General features: G+C 63.0%; 14 protein-coding genes and 1 pseudogene. 5 read left to right on the plus strand and 10 right to left on the minus strand.

What is annotated here, in order from left to right:
- Window positions 1-41: 41 nt before the first annotated feature.
- Both CDV46_RS01425 and CDV46_RS01430 read left to right on the plus strand, forming a co-directional pair.
- The gene (locus CDV46_RS01425) at window positions 42-794 is read left to right on the plus strand and encodes an OmpW/AlkL family protein (protein WP_087686291.1); all 753 of its coding nucleotides are present in this window, start codon (window positions 42-44) and stop codon (window positions 792-794) included.
- Window positions 795-1090: 296 nt separating this feature from the next.
- Window positions 1091-1468, plus strand: a complete 378-nt coding sequence (locus CDV46_RS01430; protein WP_087686292.1) for a DUF883 family protein — start codon at window positions 1091-1093, stop codon at window positions 1466-1468.
- Between the two features lie 55 nt (window positions 1469-1523).
- On the opposite strand, the gene CDV46_RS01435 is transcribed toward CDV46_RS01430, so the two are convergent.
- The 6 genes and pseudogenes from CDV46_RS01435 to pilM form a co-directional block, all read right to left on the minus strand.
- A complete protein-coding gene (locus tag CDV46_RS01435) occupies window positions 1524-2660 on the minus strand; it encodes a deoxyguanosinetriphosphate triphosphohydrolase (RefSeq protein ID WP_087686293.1) in 1137 nt (378 codons plus the stop codon).
- Window positions 2661-2675: 15 nt separating this feature from the next.
- Window positions 2676-3752 carry a 3-dehydroquinate synthase gene (aroB, locus tag CDV46_RS01440; RefSeq protein ID WP_087721597.1) on the minus strand — a complete coding sequence of 359 codons (1077 nt, stop codon included), beginning with the start codon at window positions 3750-3752 and terminating at the stop codon, window positions 2676-2678.
- Window positions 3753-4068: 316 nt separating this feature from the next.
- Window positions 4069-4587, minus strand: a pseudogene (locus CDV46_RS27310) (shikimate kinase); the annotation flags it as partial.
- Complete coding sequence (pilQ, locus tag CDV46_RS01450) at window positions 4493-7078, minus strand: type IV pilus secretin PilQ (protein WP_176398978.1); 2586 nt, start codon at window positions 7076-7078, stop codon at window positions 4493-4495. The gene pilQ and the pseudogene CDV46_RS27310, both read right to left, overlap by 95 nt.
- Window positions 7079-7244: 166 nt before the next feature.
- The gene (locus CDV46_RS01455; RefSeq protein WP_087721603.1) at window positions 7245-7904 is read right to left on the minus strand and encodes a PilN domain-containing protein; all 660 of its coding nucleotides are present in this window, start codon (window positions 7902-7904) and stop codon (window positions 7245-7247) included.
- A complete protein-coding gene (pilM, locus tag CDV46_RS01460; protein ID WP_176398979.1) occupies window positions 7895-8971 on the minus strand; it encodes a pilus assembly protein PilM in 1077 nt (358 codons plus the stop codon). The genes CDV46_RS01455 and pilM overlap by 10 nt, the downstream gene beginning before the upstream one ends.
- Window positions 8972-9237: 266 nt before the next feature.
- On the opposite strand from pilM, the gene CDV46_RS01465 reads away from it, so the two are divergent.
- Window positions 9238-11634 (plus strand): penicillin-binding protein 1A, encoded by a 2397-nt coding sequence (locus tag CDV46_RS01465; protein WP_087686298.1) that lies wholly within the window; start codon window positions 9238-9240, stop codon window positions 11632-11634.
- 71 nt (window positions 11635-11705) lie between these two features.
- On the opposite strand, the gene cyaY is transcribed toward CDV46_RS01465, so the two are convergent.
- The gene (gene cyaY, locus CDV46_RS01470; RefSeq protein ID WP_058379944.1) at window positions 11706-12026 is read right to left on the minus strand and encodes an iron donor protein CyaY; all 321 of its coding nucleotides are present in this window, start codon (window positions 12024-12026) and stop codon (window positions 11706-11708) included.
- A 433-nt stretch (window positions 12027-12459) separates the two neighbouring features.
- Here cyaY and lysA point away from each other — a divergent pair, with 433 nt between their 5' ends.
- On the plus strand, window positions 12460-13722 hold the full coding sequence (gene lysA / locus CDV46_RS01475) for a diaminopimelate decarboxylase (protein ID WP_087721607.1): 1263 nt from the start codon (window positions 12460-12462) through the stop codon (window positions 13720-13722).
- Between the two features lie 188 nt (window positions 13723-13910).
- On the opposite strand, the gene ccsB is transcribed toward lysA, so the two are convergent.
- From ccsB to CDV46_RS01490, 3 genes are all read right to left on the minus strand, one after another.
- The gene (gene ccsB / locus CDV46_RS01480; protein ID WP_087721623.1) at window positions 13911-15095 is read right to left on the minus strand and encodes a c-type cytochrome biogenesis protein CcsB; all 1185 of its coding nucleotides are present in this window, start codon (window positions 15093-15095) and stop codon (window positions 13911-13913) included.
- 11 nt (window positions 15096-15106) lie between these two features.
- The gene (locus CDV46_RS01485; protein WP_087721609.1) at window positions 15107-17242 is read right to left on the minus strand and encodes a cytochrome c biogenesis protein ResB; all 2136 of its coding nucleotides are present in this window, start codon (window positions 17240-17242) and stop codon (window positions 15107-15109) included.
- A gap of 167 nt (window positions 17243-17409) precedes the next feature.
- On the minus strand, window positions 17410-18066 hold the full coding sequence (locus tag CDV46_RS01490) for a c-type cytochrome (protein ID WP_087721611.1): 657 nt from the start codon (window positions 18064-18066) through the stop codon (window positions 17410-17412).
- A 298-nt stretch (window positions 18067-18364) separates the two neighbouring features.
- Here CDV46_RS01490 and yihA point away from each other — a divergent pair, with 298 nt between their 5' ends.
- Window positions 18365-19033, plus strand: coding sequence for a ribosome biogenesis GTP-binding protein YihA/YsxC (gene yihA, locus CDV46_RS01495; RefSeq protein ID WP_087686303.1), 669 nt, complete (start codon window positions 18365-18367; stop codon window positions 19031-19033).
- Window positions 19034-19490 lie beyond the last annotated feature (457 nt).

A 19490-nucleotide genomic window follows, 5' to 3' on the forward strand; every position in this document is an offset into this window, starting at 1 on the left:
AATTCTCGACAATAAAGAATCTTGAGCAGGAGACGAATCAAATGAAGTTGAAGCATTTGACCATTGCTGCCGTGGCCATGCTGACGGCGTCGGGGGCCGCTTTCGCACAGAAAGCCGGCGATAACGTTGTCAGCCTCGGCTGGTTCCACCTCTCGCCGCAAGTTTCCAGCGATCCGTTGAAAGTGACGGGATCGAGCGTGCCGGGACTGGCTGCCGGCCTTAACGCTGCGCTTGGGGGCAATACGGGCGCCCAGGTGTCTGATGCCGATACGCTCGGCATCACGTTCGCGCATTTCTTCACCGACAACATCGCCGTCGAAGGCGTGTTCGGTGTTCCGCCGAAATTCCATCTGTACGGCCAAGGCCGCCTGCAACTGCCCGGCAACGGTGCACTGGCGTCGGCCAAGCAGTGGAGCCCGGCCCTGTTGCTGAAGTACTACTTCGGTCAGGCGGATGACAAGTGGCGTCCGTTCCTGGGGATTGGTGCCAGCTACTTCTGGTACTCGAACATCGAGCTCACGGATGGCTTCCAGGCACTGGCCAGCAACTCGCTCGCCCTCGGCCCGGGTGGCTCGACCACGGCAAAGCTGACCAACTCGTGGGCACCGGTGTTCAACGCGGGTATCAACTACAACATGGACCAGCATTGGACGCTGTCTTTCTCCGTGTCGTACATCCCGGTGAGCACGACGGCCAAGCTGACCACGACGCGCGGTCCGATCACCACGACCAGCGAAGCCAAGGTCAAGCTGAATCCGGTGGTCACGTTCCTGTCGCTCGCCTATCGCTTCTAAGTCACTGCCAAATCACGGCAGCGCGCTTCAAAGCGTCGCAATACGCTTCAGATGGATCAGAAAACGCCGCCTTGTGCGGCGTTTTCGCATTTCGTTACAAAATCCGCACTATCGCAATCGATCGACCGGCAAATATCTGCAACTTTCCCGTTTGGCCCGCTGTCTCTCATGGTGTACGCCCGCGAATGGCCACGCCATAATGGCCGCTCGCACCAGGTTTCCATCGGCATGGCGCCGGCAAGTCCCCCCGGACATGGCGCAGGCCGCATTTCAATACCACCATCAGGGAGTCAGAAATGGGAATTGCCTCGAAAGCGGAATCAGCTCTGAATAACGGCCTCGACGATGCCCGCTATGCGGGACGCCGCACGGCACGTGCAGCACGTCTGGCAACCGGCGACGTTTCAGCACGCGTTCGCGACCTGCTCGACGATCTCGATCACGCCCTCTCCAACGCAAAATCGGCCTCCGATATCGAAGCGCTGCGCACCGAAATCGGTGACAAGCTTCGTGAAGCACGCAGTGACTTTGACGATAGGCGCGCCCATCTGCGCCGTCGCGCCAATGAGGTCTGGGAAGAAGCCGATGGCTATGTGCATGAACGCCCTTGGCAGACGCTCGGGACCGTAGCCGCCGTGGCCTTGGTACTCGGGTTTATCGCCGGACGCAGTTAATCGCGGCGTAAAGGGCGGCCTCCCTCGCGGAGGCCGTCACCCACTCACCTATTCACTAAAGCGTCGGCTCGATCGTAAAGAGCCTACGGTATTCCTTGATCGCGTAGCGGTCCGTCATCCCCGCGACGTAGTGCGCAATCCAGCGCGGTTGGTCCGCCTCATTCTCGGGGCGATAGTTCGGCGGCAACAATCGAGGGTCCGAGAGAAACGCGGCAAACAGCTCCTGCACGATGCGCTGGGCTTTGGCCGCCATGCGCATCACCAGATAGTGCCGGTAGAGGTTCTCGAACAGAAAGCGCTTCAACTGGCCCGCCTGTTCCCGCATCTCGTCACTGAACGCCACCAGCGGCCCGACACCCCGTACGTCGTCCATCGAGGCCGGTGAGGCATCCGCCACGCGGCGGCGCGTCGTGGCGATCAGGTCGACGATCAGCGCGTTGATGATGCGTCGTGTCGTCTCATGCACGAGCCTCCGCCCGGATATCTCCGGCCACTCGCGCTGCGCGTCCGCGCAATAGCGCTTCCAGAGCGGCACAGCGTCGAGCTGCTCCAGCGACAACAACCCTGAGCGCACACCATCGTCGATATCGTGATTGTTGTAAGCGATCTCATCGGCGAGATTCGCAATCTGCGCCTCAATGCCCGGCTGGCGCCCTTTGAGAAAACGCTCACCGAGCTCACCAAGCTCCCGCGCATTAGCGCGCGAGCAGTGCTTGAGAATGCCCTCGCGCGTCTCGAAGCACAGGTTCAGGCCGTTGAATCCCCCGTAGTGCTCTTCGAGTTCATCGACAACGATCAGGCTTTGCAGGTTGTGCTCGAAGCCCCCGTAGTCGCGCATGCAGGCGTTAAGTGCGTCCTGTCCGGCGTGACCGAAGGGGGTATGACCGAGGTCGTGCGCCAGCGCAATGGCTTCGACCAGATCTTCGTTGACGCGTAGATTGCGGGCAATCGAGCGCCCGATCTGGGCCACTTCGAGGCTATGGGTGAGGCGGGTGCGGAACAGGTCGCCTTCGTGGTTCACGAAGACCTGCGTTTTGTATTCGAGCCGGCGAAACGCCGTTGAATGAATGATGCGGTCGCGGTCGCGTTGAAATTCACTGCGCGTCGCCGGGGCCGCCTCGGCAAACCGGCGCCCCCGCGAATTCAGCGAACGGGCCGCGTATGGGGCCAGCGACGCTTCGTAATCGACCATCGCCAGCCCTCCCGCTTACACGTTGGCGCGCAGCGTCGCGCGCAGTTCGGCATCGGGCACACGCGTCATGAACGCTTCGCCCAACCGGTTAAGTAGCACGAAGCGGATATCACCGCCCTCGGCTTTCTTGTCGACCCGCATCAGATCGATGTAGCGATCTTCGCCGAGTGCTGGACCGGTCACCGGCAGCTTGGCCGCCGCGACGAGGGCCTTGATGCGCGGCACCAGGGCTTCGTCGATGTAACCGAGCCGCGCCGACAGATCGGCGCCCATCACCATGCCGCACCCGACCGCTTCGCCGTGCAGCCACTCGCCGTAGCCAAGACCCGCTTCGATGGCATGTCCGAAGGTATGTCCGAAGTTCAGCGTGGCGCGCAAGCCTTGTTCGCGTTCATCGCTGGCAACGACGGCGGCTTTGATCTCGCACGAGCGTTGCACCGCATACGACAGCGCCGCCGTATCGCGCGCATTCAACGCGTCGATATTGGCTTCGATCCAGTCGAAATACGCTTCGTCAGCGATCGCACCGTGCTTGATGACTTCCGCAAGCCCCGCCGCCAACTCACGTTCCGGCAGCGTCGACAACGTGTCGATGTCGGCCAGTACGGCGCTCGGCTGCCAGAAGGCACCGATCATGTTCTTGCCCAACGGATGGTTGATGCCCGTCTTGCCGCCCACCGACGAGTCGACTTGCGCGAGCAGCGTCGTCGGCACCTGCACAAACGGGACACCGCGCATGTAGCACGCTGCGGCAAAGCCCGTCATATCGCCCACCACTCCGCCGCCCAGCGCGATCAGCGTCGCCTTGCGATCGGCTTGTGCGCCCAGCAGTTCGTCGAAAATGAGATTCAGCGTCTGCCAGTTCTTGTACTGCTCGCCATCCGGCAGCACCGCCGTGACGACGCGCTTGCCCAGTCGCTGGAGGGTCGCGGCGACTTTCTCCGCATACAGCGGCGCGACGGTCGTGTTCGTCACGATGATCGCGTGCGTGCCGCGCACATGCGGCGCGAACAAAGCATCCTGCGAGAGCAGGTCGGTGCCGATGTGGATAGGGTAGGCGCGCTCGCCAAGTTCGAGTTTGAGGGTAATCATGCCGCTGACTGGCTAGTGCTAGTTATCGTGGTCGGCAACATCAGCGTGAGGCCGTGTCACGAATCGGTGACATGGCATTTCCCGCTGCGTCGCTGGGTATGGGTTCATTGGCGTGCGTGCTGGCGTTCGGCGTGCCGTCGGCCGCCTCGCTGGCGCTCCCGGTGCTTTCGGTGCTTTCGGTGCTTTCGGTGCTTTCGGTGCTTTCGGTATTCCCGATGCTTTCGCCGCGGGCGTCATTACCTTCGCCTTGCGCATCGACATCACCAACACCATCCGCTTGGGCATCGGCTTCGAGCTCATGGTGAGGCCCGATCGGCACGATGCCGGCGACCTCCAGTTGCATGAGCACCATGTTGACGAGCGCATTGACGCTTGGCCGGCCCGTCTCGATGACAAACGTCGCACACTCGCGGTACAACGCGTCGCGCTCCTGAAACAATTGTTCAAGGCGCGCGCGCGGATCCGCCGTTTGCAGCAACGGGCGGTTTTTGTCGCGACGCGTGCGCAACCACAAGTCATGCGGTGTGGCACGCAGATAGACGACGGTACCGCGCGACTTGATGCATTCGCGGTTTTCTGCGCGCAGCACCGCGCCCCCGCCGGTGGCGAGAACGATGCCGCTGCGCTGTGTGAGTTCGTCGATGGTGTGCGCTTCGCGCTGGCGAAAGCCGTCTTCGCCTTCGTGCTCGAAGATGACCGGGATTCGCACGCCTGTACGCGCTTCGATCTCGTGGTCGGAGTCATAGAACTGCCGTCCGAGACGTCGCGCGACGGCGCGTCCGACCGTGGTCTTGCCCGCCCCCATCAATCCGACAAGTATTACGTTTTCCAGCATGAATCGCTGATATTTGGGTTCCAATCCCTGATGATACCGGGATATGCGTCGGGCGTGCGGAACGCGTCGCCTCCAAAGACGCCGCCGTCAGCCTGGCGTGCCCCGCTGGAACATCGTTTGCCGGCACCTCGGGGAGGCTTGCCGGTTGGTCCAGCGCCCCCCGGAATGCCTTGCGTCCGGGCATCTCCTCGCTGCCGCCCCGTAACGGCGCGGGCCTGCCGGGGGCGACATTGGCGTCCACGCCACCGACCTCCGGCACCACGCTGGGGGTGATGAACACAAGCAACTCGGTGCGACGGTCCTCCTCCGAACGGTTCCGGAATAGCGCGCCCAGCAGTGGCACATCGCCTAGCCACGGCACCTGGGCACGCGAACCGCGCCGTTCCTCCTGATAGATCCCCCCGATGGCCACCGTCCCGCCGTCTTCGACCTGCACCTGTGTCTTGACGTGACGGGTATCCACGGCAAAGCCGTCGGCGACCTCGTGCCCCACGCTGTCCTTGCGCACATCCACGTCAAGAATGACCTGCCCGTCAGGCGTAATCAGTGGCGTTACCTCCAGACGCAGCGTGGCTTTGCGGAACTGCACCGTGGACACGCTTCGCCGCCCGCTACGGGCCTGATAGGGCAGTTCGGTTCCCTGCTCGATGACCGCTTCCACCTTGTCCGCCGTCACCACCCTCGGACGCGACACCACCCGCCCCCGTCCACTGGTTTCAAGCGCCGACAGTTCGAGTTGCAGAAAACGCGTGGCAGACCGCCCGAACAGCGTAATGGCCAGACTTGGCGGCGCCACGCCCGCGAGTGCCGCCGCGGGCAGGGCGCTGTCGAGTATGTCGACCAATCCCGGAGACCCCGTGCCGGCCGGCGAGCCGCCCCCCTTAGCCCCACGAGTCCCCTGCATCCCCTTGCTCTCGTTACCCGCCGCACTGCCACTTCGCCGCGACGTGGTCTCGCCACCCCGAGAAGGCGCGGCATTTCCGGCCTTCTGGGCATGGGTCCGTGCGTAATAACCGGCGAGGTTGACGCCGAGCGACTCGCTGAACCGGTCATCGGCTTCAACGATGCGTGCCTCGATCAACACCTGCCTGACCGGCACATCGATACGCGCGATAAACGCGCCGAGGGCATCGAGGCGTTCCGGCAAGTCCGTCACGAAGAGCTGGTTGGTGCGAGGGTCCGCGATCAAACTGCCTCGCGATGACAACAGCCGCTGCGTTTTGCGATCCTTCTCGCCGATGATGACTTCGCGCAATTCCAATGCGCGCGGGTAATTCAGCGTGAAGCGCCGGCTGACGAGAGGTTGCATGGTCTCGCGCTTCGCTGCGGTTTCCAGTTGCGCCTGCTCGTCAGCGAGCAATTCGGCCTTCGGCGCCACCCAGTCCACACCGTGCAACGATCGCACGCCCAGCCCTGCTGCCCGGATCAGCACCTCGAAGGCCGTCGCCTGGGACACGTTCGCCATTTCCACGTCAAGCCGCCCCGCGACGCGTTCGCCCAGCACCAGATTTCTGCCCGTCAGACGCGCGAACGCCTTCAGTGCATCGACCGTCTCCACCCCATGCAGCGTCACATTGATCTGCGTTTCGAGGTGCGGTGCGGGAGGATGTGCCGGCCCCGCCCAATCCGAGGTCACGCCGTTGGCGACACGCCGGAAGGTCACACGACGCGCCCCGGCCTGCATTTCGCCGATGGGGTCGGCGACATCAACGGCTGACACGGCCGGCACCGCAGGATCCAGCACCATTGCGGCAGTCGCCTGCCCCGGACGCCCCGTCAACGATGCGCGAAACACGTCAACCATGGCCGTCGGCATCTGCCACGGCGTCAGCGTTTCCGGCAGCTTGGGCATCGGAACAGCGTCACTCACGGCCCCAGCGGCTGACTCGCGATGCCACACATAGGCCGCTATCGTTACCTTTAGGGTTGCCTGCCCGTTTGCGTCATGCGCCGCACTCGCATCTACCGCCTGCAAGTTGAGCCGCTCGATGACAAGCTGGCGCGGCGACCGCTCGATCTCGGCAAGCAGACCGATCAAACCCGCCACCGGCCCCGTCACCCGCATTTCCGCTCGCTCGGTGTCGATACCGGCTTTCGCATCGAATGTCCCCGGACGGGCCATCTCCAGTACCAGCCCAGCGCGCGCGACGAGCGACTCGAGGTCGGCACGCCACATCCGATCAGATCCCGCGTACGCGATAGTCGACCCGCCTCGTGGTACCTGCCGCTGGCGTGGCTGCCGCCTATCCCCGGGCAATCGATCGACCGCCGCCGCGGAAGCGATTCCCATAGGCGCCCCCGGAAGTGCGTCCGATGCCGCAACCGGCAACAGGCGCTCCCACGCCACCGTCTCAGCCTCCGCGTTTCGCAGCGTCGTCATTAACTGCGGTAATTGCTTCGCCTGCGACGTCGCAAGATCCAGCGCCGTGCGCCCGGCGGCGATGTCGTTGCTCAGCGACGTGCGCACCGGCAGCCCGATGAGCCACCACATCGACCAACTCAGCGTCAGCGCCCCCAGCAGCACCGCTGCCCCAAGACTCCAACGCACGGGCAACGGCCATTCCTGTGGCGAAACCGATGCCCACGCAGCCCAGCGTGTCCGGCAACGCGCGACAAGATCGGCGAGAAGATCGCGGACATCGGCCTGTGATTGGCGGTCATTTGTCATCGACACCCTCCTCCGGATCCCACACGTCGTCGCCAGCAAACGCCGGTTCCGCAATGGGCCGGTGCACGACGCGCACAGCGAAGCGCCGCACGGCCGGCAAGGACGCCGGGGGATTGGCCCCCATCAATTGCCGCGCCACGCCCTCGGGGATCAGACTCGATTCGACTTCCGCGACTTTCTTAACCCACGGCAGGCTTCGCAAGCGCTTCTGCATCTCGCGCACACGGGACTGTGTTGTCGCGAAGCCGCTGACATTTAGTTGCCGGTCATCGATATCGACGCCTGCTAAACGCACGCCATCAGCACACGCTCGCATGACGTCGAGGAGCCGGCCCGCCATATCCTGTCGGCGCGTTATCAGCGCCAGCGCCGCCCTCCGGTGTGCCCGAATACCCGCCAGCGCGCGCCGCGTCGTGTCGAACGACGCGGCCGCTGCGTCAAGCTGCGAGCGTGCGGCGTTCAGCGCCAACAATTTTGCCCGCCCTTCGCCGCGCGCATGAACTTCCCAAGTGATCGGCAGCAGCGCCAGCAAGGCACCCGCCAGCGCGAGCGCCCCCCAGATTCGCCACTGATGGCGAAAATCACGCTGACGCCGCTGCGCCAGCGTGGGCAGCAAATCGATGGGCGGAAGTCGAGGCATCATGCCCATGGCAGACCTCGCATCGACATGGCGCGTAACGCCAGACCACACGCGACGGCAAGCGACGCACGTTCAGCAAACGTCTGCCTCAGACGCGCCGGTGCGCTCGCAGCGTCGAGTCGGCCGAGCGGGTCAAACGGCCGCACAGGGACACGGCACGCCGAGACGAGGCCGTCGCACATCGCCACAAAAGCGCCCGGCGTCATGCTTTGCGCCGCCACATGCAGCGAACTGGCCGCGACCGGTAGTCTGCCGAGCAGCTCACACACCACACTCGCTAATGCTTCGGGGTTCCCGTTCACGCCGTCGAAGCGCTCGCGCAAGTCGCCCACGCACGTCTGCGCATCGAACACGGCCAGATCGATGTCGTGATCGCTGACCTGGAGCAGCGCCATCGGCGATGGCGGCGATCGAGACGAAATCGGCGTCTCATGCGCAGGCTCGCCCATCACCGGCCACGCCCATTGGAACGCCCGACGCCCGGCGGCATGGGCCACGTCGACGGCATGGGCACGCAAGCCCGCCATTTCCAGTGCAGCAAGGCGGTCGTCGACCAGTTCGGCCTCACAGGCATACAGCCGTAGACGGTGGCTGCCCGGTTCGGCCCAAGTCACCCCCACGCGCGAACGCAAACCCGGACCGCTGTCACCCGGCAACAGTAGCGCCGCGTGCCGCTCGCACCAGGCGCGCAGGGCCCGCTCAGGCATACCCGGCGGGTACTCGACCACGTGAGTCTTGAGCAGATGCGCAGGAAGCGCCAGCACGATGGTGTCGTCGCGCAGGGACTCGACACTCGTGCCGACACGTTCGAGCAGTTCACCGAGGCGTCGGGCCGCTGCTTCGGGTTTGGCCAGCACCCCGCCGCGCAACACATCGTCGTCGAGTGCCGCAGTGCCGTAGGCGTCGAGGCGCAGCCGTGCCGGGCCGGCCACGCGTGTCAGGCGAACAAATTGCAGGGTTCCTGCGTCAAAGTGAATACCGCACCCGCCACCGTCGAGACGCGGCAAAAGGGCCGCAAAGGGGCGTGCGAGGGGGGGTGTGATGTGGCGCAAGTTGCGCAGAGCCGCTTCGATCATGACGTGCCTCCCATGTGGGTCGATGTCGATGCAATCGATCCTAGCCATCGGGGAAGCGGCCTCCAATCGGACGAGTCCGAATCTTGGCGCGGCAATCGCGGTTCGTTTCGCTTTCGGAATCCGCGCCGCTTTTTTCTCGTCTTTGTCCGAGTCACGACACGCCTGGAATCCCATTTCTGACATCTTCGGTAGAGAGGCACCGGTCGTTCGGGGGGGCTTCGCTAACCGTTCGTTATAATCGGCCCATTGTTTTTTTCGACTCCCCCATGGCAAGCACACCCCAAACAGAGACCCCACGCGACAAGCGCCCACCCAAACCGCGCCGCTCCATCTGGCTGCGCATCGTTTTGTGGTTCGTCGGCCTGATCGCCGCGATGCTCGTCTGTGGCGCGTTGCTGGCGGGGTACATCCTGGTGGTCATGACGCCGCAGTTGCCGTCGCTCGACACCATCGTCGACTACCGGCCGAAGATTCCGCTGCGCATCTATACCGCCGACGAAATTCAGATCGGCGAGTTCGGCGAGGAGCGCCGTAACGTCGTGCGCTTTGCCGACATTCCGGATGTGATGAAGAAGGCTGTGCTCGCCATCGAGGACGATCGCTTCTATCAGCATGGCGGCGTCGACTTCATCGGGATCTTCCGGGCGGGCGTGGCCAACGTCGCTCGCGGCGGCTCGTCGCAAGGCGCCAGTACGATCACGATGCAGGTTGCACGCAACTTCTTCCTGTCGAGCGAGAAGACGTACACGCGAAAGATTTACGAAGCGCTGCTCGCCTACAAGATCGAGTCGCGGCTGACGAAGGATCAGATTCTCGAGCTGTACATGAATCAGATCTATCTGGGCGAGCGCGCGTACGGTTTCGCGAGCGCTGCCCGCGTGTATTTCGGCAAGGACATCAAGGACGTCACGCTTGCCGAAGCCGCAATGCTGGCCGGCCTGCCCAAGGCGCCGTCAGCCTACAACCCGATCGTCAACTACAAGCGGGCGCGCGTGCGTCAGGAGTACATCCTCAAGCGCATGTACGACCTCGGTTACGTGTCGAAAGCAGAATACGATCAGGCGATCTCGCAAGAACTGGTCGTGCGCGGGCTCGGCAGCGAGTTCAGCGTGCATGCGGGTTACGTCGCGGAAATGGTGCGTCAGCTGCTTTACGCCCAGTTCAAGGACGAGATCTACACACGCGGCTTCAACGTCTACACGACGATCAATTCGGCCGATCAGGAAGCGGCCTATGAAGCCCTGCGCGCCGGGGTCATGGCCTACGAACTGCGTCACGGCTATCGCGGGCCGGAAGCCAACATCGATCTGCCGAGCGATCAAGACGACCGCGAACAGCTGATCGACGACACGCTGGTCGAGCATCCGGACAGCGGCGACATGGTGGCGGCCGTGGTGCTGGCCGCGTCGCCGCAGCAGGTCAAGGCGGTGCTGCTCAATGGCGACGACGTGAACGTGACGGGCGACGGACTGCGCTTTGCCGCGGCCGGCCTGAGCGCCAAGGCACAACCCAAGCAGAAGATTCGCCCGGGTTCGGTCATTCGCGTGACGAAGGACGCCAAGGACAACTGGCGCATCGTGCAGATGCCCGATATCGAAGCGGCATTTGTCTCGCTCGACCCGCAGAACGGCGCGATTCGTTCGCTCGTCGGCGGCTTCGATTTCAATCGCAACAAGTTCAATCACGTCACACAGGCGTGGCGTCAGCCGGGGTCGAGTTTCAAGCCGTTCATCTACTCGGCTGCGCTGGAAAAGGGTTTCGCGCCCGCGACGATCATCAACGACGGTCCGCTCTACTTCACCGCTGCGCAAACCGGCGGTCAGCCGTGGGAGCCGAAGAATTACGGCGGTGGCTTCGAGGGACCGATGCCGATGCGCGTCGCGCTGATGCGCTCGCGCAACCTCGTGTCGATCCGGATTCTGCAAAGCATCACGCCCGGCTACGCGCAGAAGTACATCGCGCGCTTCGGGTTCGAAGCCGACAAGCATCCGGCGTATCTGCCGATGGCGCTGGGCGCCGGCATGGTTACCCCGCTGCAAATGGCGAGCGCCTACGCCGTGTTCGCTAACGGCGGCTTCCGCGTGAATCCGTTCATCGTGGCGCGCATCACGGACTCGAAGGGCAACGTGATCATGGAAGAGAAGCCGGCCACGGCGGGCGATGAGACGTTCCGCGCCATTCCGGCTCGCAACGCCTTCATCATGAACTCGATGCTGCACGACGTGGCAACGCGTGGCACGGCCGCCAAGACGAACGTGCTCAAGCGCAACGACCTCGCAGGCAAGACCGGCACGACCAACGATTCGCACGACGCCTGGTTTGCGGGGTATCAATCGCAACTGGTGGGGGTGGCGTGGATCGGGTTCGATCAACCGCGCAATCTGGGTGACCGGGAAACCGGTGGCGGTCTGGCACTGCCGATCTGGATCGACTACATGACCAAGGCTTTGCGTGGTGTGCCGGAATCGACGCGCCCGGTGCCCTCGGGAATCATTCAGGCGAACGGCGATTATTTCTACGACGACTATCCGCCGGGCCGCGCAGTCAGCACGGTGGGGCTGAGCGCCGATACCGCGCCGGACGGCACGACAACCAGTGCGCCGCCCGGGCCGGTCGATACGCAGGAGCGCCAACGCATCCTGGATATGTTCAACAAGCCTTGATGGGACTTACCCGGGAAAAGTGATGATGTGCGTGGTGGGAAACACGCACATCAGTAGCGGACGCGGCAACGTCAGTCAGCTTGCAGCGTCACCGTCTCGCCGGCCTGCTGCGACGCGAAACGCGAGAGCGCCTCGAACAACTCGGCGTCGTCGCGGGTGTCGCGCCATTCGTCGCCCTTCAGGCGATAGTGGTAGCCGCCCGAGCGCGCCGCTACCCAGATTTCACTCATCGGCGTTTGCAGATTCACGATGATCTTGCTGCCGTCGTCGAACTCGAGCGTCAGCACGTTGCCCGTGCGTTCACAATCGATGTCCACATCGCTGTCTTCGACAGCCGCCTCCACCCGCGCCAGCACAGCCTCGGCGAGCGCCAGGAATTCACTTTCCGTCATGCTAAACTCCACGGTTTGCGTCATCGATTGCATGCCGCACCACGCGGCGATACCCCCATGACAGCACCTATTCGAACCTGCGCGATTGTAGCCTCGATTGCCCTGCTGAGCGTATTAGCCAGCTGTGGCCAGGCCGGCCCCCTTTATTACCCGGCGCGGCCTATCAAGCCGACGCCGCCCCCGGGCGCACCGGTGCCCCCGCCGCCGCTCGTGCCTGAGCCGCAGCGCGGTCCGTCGGTTGAAGTGCCGCCGGCAGCGTCGCTGCCCGCCGCCAAACCGGAGTAAGCTTGTCGGCACCGTTGTCGGGCACCCGATAGCCAACACCCGGCAACGGGCCCGACGGCCAGCGTTCCGAACTGCCGGACAAGCGTTTCCCGCCTGTTTATATTGCGCGCCACGGCGCGTGCCCTTGCCGATTACCCGAGTTTCCGCGATGTCCAACGCCTTCTTCTCTTACCGCGACGACGTACTCCATGCCGAGGGCGTGGCCCTGCCCGTACTCGCCGAGCGCTTCGGTACGCCTTTGTACGTGTATTCGAAGGCGGCCCTGACGTCCGCCTATCAGGCTTACGCCAAGGCTTGCGAAGGGCGTAACGCGGCGGTCCATTACGCGGCCAAGGCCAACTCGAATCTGGCCGTCCTCGGCGTGTTCGCCAAGCTGGGCGCCGGGTTTGACATCGTCTCGGCCGGAGAACTGGCCCGCGTGATCGCCGCCGGCGGTGACGCCGGCCGCGTGGTCTTCTCCGGTGTGGGCAAGCACGCCGACGAAATGCGTTATGCGCTCGACAAGGATGTGTTCTGCTTCAATGTCGAATCGCGCCCCGAGCTCGACCGCCTGAACGAAGTGGCCGCCCAGATGAACAAGCGCGCGCGCGTGTCGCTGCGCGTGAATCCGAACGTAGACGCCAAGACGCACCCGTATATTTCTACCGGCTTGCGCGGCAACAAGTTCGGCGTAGCTTACGAAGAAGCGTTCGACGCTTACCGTGCGGCGGCAGCCATGTCGCATCTCGATGTGGTCGGCATCGATTGCCACATCGGCTCGCAAATCACGGAAATTTCGCCGTACCTCGACGCCATCGACAAGCTCCTCGATCTGGTCGAAAAGCTCGACGACGCCGGAATCTCGCTGCATCACATCGATGTGGGCGGTGGCCTCGGCATCCAGTACACGGATGAAACGCCGCCGGACATCACCGCGTTTGCCACCACGGTCATCGACCACATCGCCAAGCGCGGCCATGCACACCGTCAGGTGCTGTTCGAACCGGGCCGCTCGCTGGTCGGTAATGCCGGCGTGTTGCTCACGCGCGTGGAATTCCTCAAGCACGGTGAGACCAAGAACTTTGCCATCGTCGACGCGGCCATGAACGATCTCGCCCGCCCGGCAATGTACGAGGCTTATCACGGTATCGACCCGGTGACGCGCCGTGCGGCTGACGTGGTGACATACGACGTGGTTGGCCCGGTGTGCGAAAGCGGCGACTGGCTCGGCCGTGACCGCGCGCTGGCGATTGCGCCGGACGACCTGCTGGCGATCCGCTCGGCCGGCGCGTACGGCTTCACGATGAGCTCGAACTACAACACGCGTCCGCGTGCGGCAGAAGTCATGGTCGACGGCGTCGATGTCCACCTCGTGCGTGAGCGCGAAACGGTCGAATCGCTGTTTGCCGGTGAACGTCTGCTGCCGGCCTGAAGTTGCTACAACCAGTCTGAGCGGACCGATCTCCTCCGGTTTGCCGACGCCCGCACACACGGGGCGGCAAACCGAAGCGCCGCCCAATAAAAAAGCCGCCTGCGCATTTCGCGCGGCGGCTTTTTTACTTCACGCATCGACCGGCCGTGTACTGCGACTGCTGGCCGTATCGACACGTGGATGACACGTCAGAGCTGTCCGTAGCTATGCAGGCCCGACAGGAACATGTTCACACCGAGGAACGCGAACGTCGTGATCAGCAGGCCCGTCAGCGACCACCATGCCGCCACCACGCCACGCAGCCCCTTCATCAGGCGCATGTGCAGCCACGCCGCGTAGTTCAGCCACACGATCAGTGCCCAGGTTTCCTTCGGGTCCCAGCTCCAGTAACCGCCCCAGGCATCGGCCGCCCACAGTGCGCCGAGAATCGTGGCAATCGTGAAGAACGCGAAGCCCACGGCAATCGCCTTGTACATCACGTCGTCGAGCAATTCGAGCGACGGCAGGCGTGACGAGAAGAAACCACTGTCGATCGCCTTGCCCGCTGCAACGTTACGCTTTTGCTCGCCGGACTTGAGCAGATAGGCCACCGCCACCATGGCCGCCAGCGCAAACGTGCCGTAACCGATGAAGTTAGCCGGTACGTGGATCTTCATCCACCAGCTTTGCAGCGCAGGCACGAGCGGTTGAATCTCGTAGGCACTGCGTGCCACGCTGTACCAGAGATTGAAGCCCACCGCGGCGCTGATGACCAACAGCACGAACGGGCCGAGGGCGCGCGTCGCATAGTGTTGCTCGTAGTACAGGTAGAACAGCGACGTGATCAGACAGAAGAGGACGAACACCTCATACAGGTTCGAGATCGGGATGTGCCCAACGTCAGCGCCCACCAGATACGACTCGTACCAGCGCACCATCATGCCGGTGAACCCGAGCAACACTGCCGCCCAACACAGTGCCGACCCGACGCTCGCGCCGAACGGCGAGCGCGCCAGCAAGCCGCCCCAATAGAACAGTGTCGCCAGGAAGAACAGCGCGCTCATCCAGAGGATGGCCGACTGACTCGAGAGGAAATACTTCAGGAAGAACGCCTGATCGGCGCGGGCCAGATCGTGGTGATAGAGCCCGATGCCGGAGAGCGCAAGAATCGCGATACCCGCCATCAACCAGCGCACCGAGCGCCAGTGCCAACCCAATACCGCGAAAGTCGGCACCGAGAGCACCAGAATCGTGTGCTCGTAGTAATCCATAAAATGGCCGTAGCGATTGAGCGCGAAGCCCGCCCCAATCGCCAGCGCCAGTGCGAACAGCCAGTCACCGATACTGCGCCGGCGCAGCCACGAGACGTCTGAATAGCCTTGCGATAACTCCATGTCTCTCACCTTCATCGTTTTGTGACGATCGCGTCCAACTCCGCCTTCGTGCGGGCGAATTCCTTGTCGAAATCCAGCGTACGACGTGTGGTCGACGCTGCCATCATGACCGAGCTGCCGCCGTCAGGAGTGTCTTTCACCCACAGCCAGAGACGTCGTTCACGTACGTAAAACATCGAGAAGATGCCGAGTACCAGCAGCAGACTGCCAAGATACACGATCTTCTTGCCGGGCGAGCGCGTGAGCTGGAAGACGCTCGCTTGAATCTGATCGAATGAGTCGAGTTGCAGGAACACCGGCGCGTCGTACAGGAAGTTGTCCGACAGCGCGTTGGTTGCCGTGTGCACGAAACGCTCGTTGTCCGGCGTCGGTGTTGCGGCCGGTTGGCCCGCCTGCTCGCGCGCGACCTGCCAGAGTTGCCAGATCGTGCCGTCGAGGATACGCCGGAACATGTCGGCCGCACTCGATTGCTGCTCCTGCGGCACCTTCTCGCTCACGAACTCGGCGATCGCTTGCAGCCCGCCCGTCGCGTGGCCATTCGCGCTGGCCGGAATGGCACCGGCAAACAGGTCAAGCTCACGCTTGGCGCTTTCCTGCAATTGGCCACGCAGTTCCGCCGAGGTCTGCGACGGCAGCGATTGGGCCGCGAAACGGCGCGCGGCTTCCACCCGGGCTCCGTCATCCTGAAGGGCTGCGCGCAGCAGCATCCATTGTTTGACGGAGCCGTCTTCGTCGGCCGGAATGCGCAAGTACTGGAACGGGCCGTCCGGGGTGTCGCGCACGCCCGTCATGAACACTCGCTGCCCGTCTTCCACCAGAATCGGCAGCATGTAGTTGCGGTATTCCTTCGCCTGCCCGCTGCGGTCGCGCACCTTGTACTGCACCGACGGACCGACGTTGCGCAAGTCCTTGTTCAGATCGGTTTTCGCGCCCGACCCCAGTTGTGCACTCAGATCGTCGCGGAACGATTTACGGGCCACGCCGCGTACGTCCTGCTGGCCGCTGCCATTGCTGATGTTCTCGACGTTGATCGCGCGGAAATCGCTGAATTCGACGGTGTATTCGTCTTTGGCCGCCGCGCCGCCCTTCAACTGCGTGGAACCGCCGATGTCGCCTGAAAAGGCGAACGTCTTGTCGGACGCGCCGCGCATGGGGTAGCCAGTGAGCTTGAGCTTGCTGCCGCCATCTTCAAAGCTCGACTGATAGATCGCGACACCCTTATAGATGAAGGGCTCGTTGACCTTCACCGTGGCATCCATCGACTTGCCGGTCTCGGGATCGGTCACCACGATGTCGCTCGCGAAGAGCTTGGGCATGCCCGTCGAGTAATAGTCGACGTGGAATTTCTTCAACTCGATGGAGAAGGGCAGGTCCTGCACGACCGAGCCGTCCTGAAAATTCAGAATCGCGGTCGTCGATTTGCCGCCCTCGGGCACGAATGCGTAGCCCCGGAACGCGGGGTTGCTCGACGACAGGCGATGTTCCTCGGGAATCTGTGCAATGACCGCGTTGCCTTGCAACGGCGACTTGCCGAACAGGGCCATCTGCATGCGGGTGAGCAGATCGCTGTCGACCAGACCACCCAGACAGATGATCACGATGGCGCTGTGCGCGAAGATGTAGCCGATCTTGTTGATCGCCCCGGCCTTCGCGGCAACGAGCGTCGCCCCATCGCGATCGCGCACGACGAAGCGGTAACCGCGACGCCCCAGAAAGCCCGTCAGTCTGGGCAGCAGCTCGGCGCGCGGCGTCGGGCCGGAGAACTCGCCCTTGTGACCGAAGGCGCGCAGGCTGCCTTCACGCACGTGGTCGCGCCAGCTGCGGATGTCCGCGATCATCTTCGGCGCGTTGCGCACAACGCACAGCGTCGTCGACGCCATCAAGAAGAAGAGGATCAGCAGAAACCACCACGAGCTGTAGACCTTATAAAGGCCGAGCGAGCGGAAGACGTCGGCCCAGAACGGGCCGAACTGATTGACGTAGTTGGGGTAGGGGTCGCCTTGCTTGAGCACGGTGCCGACAATGCTGGCGATCGCAAGCACGGTGAGCAGGCTGATGGCAAAACGCATCGAACTGACCAGTTCGACACCGTCGCGCACCCATCGCTGCGCGCTTTTGATCTGCATTCCCGAAGTACTGATACTCATCCTGTTTCCGGCAACAAAAAAGGGCGGGAGCGCGTTTTTCACGCGCCCGCCACCCTGTGTATGCTAAACCAGTTCTATCCCGTCACCCTGCGGCGACGGAGCTGGTTTCGTTATAAGTCAGCGAATATACCCCGACGCTAACACGATGTCAGGGCAGACCTTACCGATCAGCGCAAACCGGCGATGTAATCCGCGACTGCCTTGATTTCCTTGTCCGACAGTCGCGATGCAACAGCATGCATCGGCGCGTTGTTCAGACGCGTTTCGTCACGGAAGGCCACGAGTTGTGCAGCGGTGTAATCGGCCCACTGGCCGCCGAGGCGCGGGTATTGCGACGGCATGCCGGCACCGGCCGGACCGTGGCAGGCAGCGCAGGCGGGTACGCCTTTCTCTGCAATACCGCCACGGAAAATCTTTTCGCCCAACGGCACGGTGTCCTTGTTGCGCGCAGCGCCCGGTTTCTCGGTTTGCGACGCGAAATAAGCGGACACGTTGCGCATATCCTGATCGGACAGCGCAGCGACCATACCGGCCATGATGGGATTGTTGCGCGCCGGTGTCTTGCCGGGCTGCGCCTTGAAGTCGGTCAGTTGCTTGTAGAGGTATTCAGCGTGCTGGCCGGCGATTTTCGGATAAGCACCACCGGTGCTGTTACCGTCTGCCGCGTGGCACGATGCGCAGACCTGACTGGCAATTGCCTGTCCCCGGTTCAAGTCTGGTTTGGCTGACGCCTGAGGCTCGGCGGCTTGTCCTGCGCCGCTCAGTAGAAAGCATGCCAGCGCCAATGGTGTTGCAGCGAGAGACTTCCACACTCCTCGGTTCATTCGCACACCTTATATCTGTTTTGTCGGGAAATCGGTCGTTCGAACTCACCGTCCGGCGCCGTGTTTCTCCTCCAACCTCACGGCGTGCGAGACGTTCGGACAAGCCTTGGCAAGGCCAAGGTTAACTTTCGTATTGTACAATAAAGTCTTTCCCCGACTTTAGGGGATTCCATGTAGAAGGCCGCAGAGCGGGGCTTCCCGGGCTTTGGCCGGCAGCATCCCTACTCATCGTTCTGCGCCCCCTGCGCCCGCGTTGCCAGCCCATCTCCTGTGGCTGCGGCGCTCCCCGGTTCCTGTCATGTCCCTACTTCATCAAGCCCGCTTCTTTACGACCGTCAATCATCTGCGCGATCTGCCGCCCACGGCCGTGCCCGAGGTCGCCTTCGCGGGTCGCTCGAACGCGGGCAAATCCAGCGCGCTGAACATCCTGTGCAATCAGAAGCGGCTGGCCTTCTCCAGTAAGACGCCGGGCCGCACGCAGCACATCAATTACTTCGAGATTGCCCACCTCGAGCACCTCTACGGCTATCTCGTCGACCTGCCCGGCTACGGCTATGCCGAAGTCGGCGGCGGCGTGAAAGTGCACTGGCAGCAACTGCTTGGCGATTATCTGGTGCAACGTCCGCAACTACGCGGCCTGGTGCTGGTGATGGACTCGCGTCGACCGTTCACGGATCTCGATTGCGAACTGATCGACTGGTTCCTGCCAACCGGACGCCCAATCCACGTATTGCTGACCAAAGCCGACAAGCTCACCCGTCAGGAAGCCACGGTCGTCCTGCGCGACACCCAGAAGCGTCTGAACGCCCTTCAGCGCACCGACGGACTCCCGGCGGACGATCCCAACACGCTGCCCCAGTTCACTGCGCAGCTGTTCTCGTCGCTCAAGCGCACCGGTGTCGAAGCCGCGCAACGCGTGCTCGAAGACTGGCTCGCCATTCCGCCGCGCGAATCCGCGAAGAAATGAGCGTGTCTCAGTAATTTCGCCCTCCAGCACGATTCGGCACCACGCTGCCAAAACCCAAAGGTAGATGACGCACGAGCCCGCCGGGCGCGACATATCGTCGCGGCCAGCGGCGTGGTCGGTTGGGTCAACGTAAAGAAAATCAGGACGGCGGTCGCTGCCTCAACCGAACGGATGAGGGGGCACACGAAGATATCGGGATTGACCGAGATGCCTGTACGCGCCCGATTTCCGGGGCATTGGATGCAGTAGTTGGTGCGATAAAGCGAGCGCACATAAAAAAACCGCCGTGTAGGCACGGCGGGTTTAAATGAGCCTTATCGTAGAACGACAGGCGCCCGCTCAGGGAGGAGAAGCGGGGGACGCCACACACAGTGCGAACATCCGGTTGGTATGATATACCATGCGTCCGAAAGTTTCCCGGCAAGCGGCCTTTTTTGCGCGCTTTCCTCCTTACGGA

Origin of the sequence: Pandoraea sp. PE-S2T-3 (assembly GCF_002179965.1) — a bacterium.
Lineage (GTDB): Bacteria > Pseudomonadota > Gammaproteobacteria > Burkholderiales > Burkholderiaceae > Pandoraea.